The 3,067-nt window shown below is 62.4% G+C and carries 3 protein-coding genes and 1 pseudogene; 2 read left to right on the forward strand and 2 right to left on the reverse strand.

Features of this window, described 5'->3' with window-relative positions; genetic code table 11:
- Positions 1–463, forward strand: a pseudogene (locus tag ACTS2Z_RS14140) (MATE family efflux transporter); the annotation flags it as partial.
- On the opposite strand, the gene ACTS2Z_RS14145 reads toward ACTS2Z_RS14140, so the two are convergent.
- Together ACTS2Z_RS14145 and ACTS2Z_RS14150 are read right to left on the reverse strand one after the other, a co-directional pair.
- A complete protein-coding gene (locus tag ACTS2Z_RS14145) occupies positions 464–655 on the reverse strand; it encodes a superinfection immunity protein (protein ID WP_442573846.1) in 192 nt (63 codons plus the stop codon).
- 235 nt (positions 656–890) lie between these two features.
- Positions 891–2,528 (reverse strand): long-chain-fatty-acid--CoA ligase, encoded by a 1,638-nt coding sequence (locus ACTS2Z_RS14150; protein WP_442573847.1) that lies wholly within the window; start codon positions 2,526–2,528, stop codon positions 891–893.
- Between the two features lie 187 nt (positions 2,529–2,715).
- On the opposite strand from ACTS2Z_RS14150, the gene ACTS2Z_RS14155 reads away from it, so the two are divergent.
- The coding region (locus ACTS2Z_RS14155; protein ID WP_442573848.1) for a pyridoxal-phosphate dependent enzyme at positions 2,716–3,067 on the forward strand (352 nt) is incomplete at its 3' end.

The following is a 3,067-nucleotide window of genomic DNA, read 5'->3' on the forward strand; positions in this document are numbered from 1 at the left end:
CTTCCGGTCGAGCTTCCTCTTCTGCGCGGGCTGGGGCGTCGCCATGGCGGTGCTGCTGGCCGTGCTCGCCTGGCCGCTGGCCCAGCTTTTCCTGCCATCAGACGAGGCGCGGGCGATGGCCCGTCTGACCTGGTGGATCGCACCCGTTACCATGGGCGGCTATGGCATTGCGATGGCGGCGGCAGCCGGTTTCAACGGGCTGGGCCGTCCCCTGCTGGGTGTCGGAATCAATCTGATGCGCTGCTTCGCGCTTCTGGTGCCATTGGTGTGGATCGGCGCGTCACAGTTCGGTCCTGCAGGCCTGATCAGCGGCTATGCCCTGGCGAACGTGCTGGCCGGTGCGATTACCGCATTTCTGGTGCTGCGCTATGCCCCGATGACAGCCATCGAGAGCAAGACCCGCCCGGTTGTGCCGCCCAGTCAGGCGGCACGCGCAGGTGTGCCGGTAAAGCCTGGAGATTGATCAGACGCTGACCGTCTGGCCGCGGCGCTGGATGGCGGTCGTGGACCAGATCAGCGCAACCACCCAGCCGATCACCGTCCAGCCGAGCAGCAGGTTCGTCAGGAAGATGGCAAAGCCATTATGGTGACCGCGTGCCAGCGCGATGATGGACGGGAGGAAGTGACCAACCAGGACAAGTACGAGGATTTCCATTCACGGGCTCCTTTTATCGATTTTCGATAAAGGTAATGCGTTTTGGCGCGCCCGCAATTGACAGCTTCGTAATTTTCTGATCAGCCGCTGGCTGGCCTGGTGCGCCTTGGTTGAGACGCTCTCCCCTGATCCTTCGAGACGTTCGCTTCGCTGACCCTCAGGAAGAGGGGAATGCATGACTCAGGCCCTCGTCCTTCGAGACGCCCGAAGGGCGAGGGCCTGAGTGAATGACGACCTATCCGGCGTCCGGGAACTGGTAGTCCTTGTAGATTTCGCGCAGGCGGGTCTTGAGGATCTTGCCTGTGGCACCGATCGGCATTTCGTCGATGAATTCGATGCCATCGGGAATCCACCATTTGGGCAGACGCTCGGCGAGAAATTCCTGGATCGATTCCACGGTGGGTTTGGTGCCCGGCTTGGGCTGGACCACCAGAAGCGGACGTTCCTGCCATTTGGGGTGCGGCATACCGACGGCGGCGGCCATCATCACGTCCGGGTGGCCCATGGCCACGTTTTCGAGGTCGATGGAGCTGATCCATTCACCACCGGACTTGATCACGTCCTTGGAACGGTCGGTGATGGTCATGTAGCCATCCTGGTCCAGATAGCCGACATCGCCGGTGCGGAACCAGCCATCATCGGTGAAGGCCTCAGCGCCTGCACCGCGGAAATAGGAATCGATGATCCATGGCCCGCGCACCTGGATGTGGCCGGACGACTGACCATCACGCGGCAGCACATTGCCGTCATCGTCCACGGCGCGCATTTCCACGCCGTATATCAGGCGGCCCTGTTTCAGCTTGATCTTGATCTTCTCGTCGTCGGAGAGCGCGTCATGCTTGGGCAGCAGCTTGCCGACCGTGCCCAGCGGGCTCATTTCGGTCATGCCCCAGCCCTGCTGCATGTCCACGCCGTACTCGTCCTGATAGGCGCGCAAGAGTGCTTCGGGCATGGCGGAGCCGCCCATCAGCACGTTATCGACGGAGTCGATACGCTTGCCACTTTCACGCAGGTATTGCAGCAGGCCGAGCCAGACGGTCGGCACGCCGAGTACCTGGGTGACGCTTTCCTGCTCGATCAGCTCCTGCAGGGATTTGCCGTCGAGCTGGGCGCCCGGCATGACCAGCTTGCCGCCGCCCATCGCGGTCGCGTAAGGCACCCCCCACGCATTGACGTGGAACATCGGCACCACTGGCAGGATCGTTCCGCGCGAGCCGACGCCAAGCACGTCCTGACCCAGGCAGGCCATGGCATGCAGCACAGTTGAGCGGTGGGAATAGAGCGCGCCTTTGGGATCGCCGGTCGTGCCGGAGGTGTAGCAAAGACCCGCAGCGAGGTTCTCGTCGAACTCCGGCCAGACATAGTCCGGCGAAGCGGCGCTCAGGAGATCCTCATAGACATCGCATTTCGTCGCCGTTTTCGGCGCGTGGGCGCTGTCGGTCATGACGATGAAGCGCTTCACGGTTTTGCACTTCTTGGAGATCGCATCGATGATCGGCGCGAAGGACACGTCGAAGAAGACGTGCTTGGCCTTGGCGTGATCCAGCATCCAGGCGATCTGGTCGGGGGCAAGGCGCGGATTGACCGTGTGCACCACGCCGCCCACGCCCGATACAGCGTAGTAGAGTTCGAGGTGACGGTGCGTGTTCCATGCGATCGTGGAGATGCGGTCGCCCGATTTCACTTTGAGCGGGCCGGTCAGAGCATTGGCCAGGCGCTTGGCGCGGGCATGGCAGTCTTTCCAGCCATAGCGGTGAATCTCGCCGGTATCCGGCAGGCGGCTCACGATTTCCCGTGAGCCGTGATTGTCGGCCGCATGCTGTAGAATGCCAGAAATCATCAGCTGGCGATTCATCATCTGTCCACGCAACATGGCGCTTGTCCTCCCGCTAAAGGCTATAGGCCATTGAGACCGGCTGCCTCGCCGATCCGTTGACCCTGTTCTTGAAAGTTGCCGGTATCAAAGGCGCGCCCGCGCCGTGATGCAATACCTTTTGCGCAACTCATCGCCAGCAGATATGGCCTTGGGTCATGTCCATGGCGAGGCGACGGAGCAGTTCATGCATTTGCCGGTCTTCAGCGATGTTATCGAGGCAGCCGCCCGGCTGGACGGGCTGGCAGTGCGCACGCCGCTCATATGGAACCCGGCGCTCGACGAGGCTGTTGGCGGGCGGGCGCTGGTAAAGGCCGAGTGCCTGCAACGCACCGGCTCCTTCAAGTTTCGCGGCGCCTATAACGCCATTGCCCTGATCCCGCAGTCTGACCGTTCCCGCGGCGTGGTGGCTTTCTCATCCGGCAATCATGCGCAAGGCATCGCCGAGGCGGCGCGTCTATTCGGTGTGCCCGCCACGATTGTGATGCCGGCCGATGCGCCTGCCATCAAGGCCGAAGGCGTGCGCACTCGAGGTGGCA

The sequence above is a fragment of the Glycocaulis sp. genome, assembly GCF_052168375.1.
In the GTDB taxonomy this organism is placed as follows: domain Bacteria; phylum Pseudomonadota; class Alphaproteobacteria; order Caulobacterales; family Maricaulaceae; genus Glycocaulis.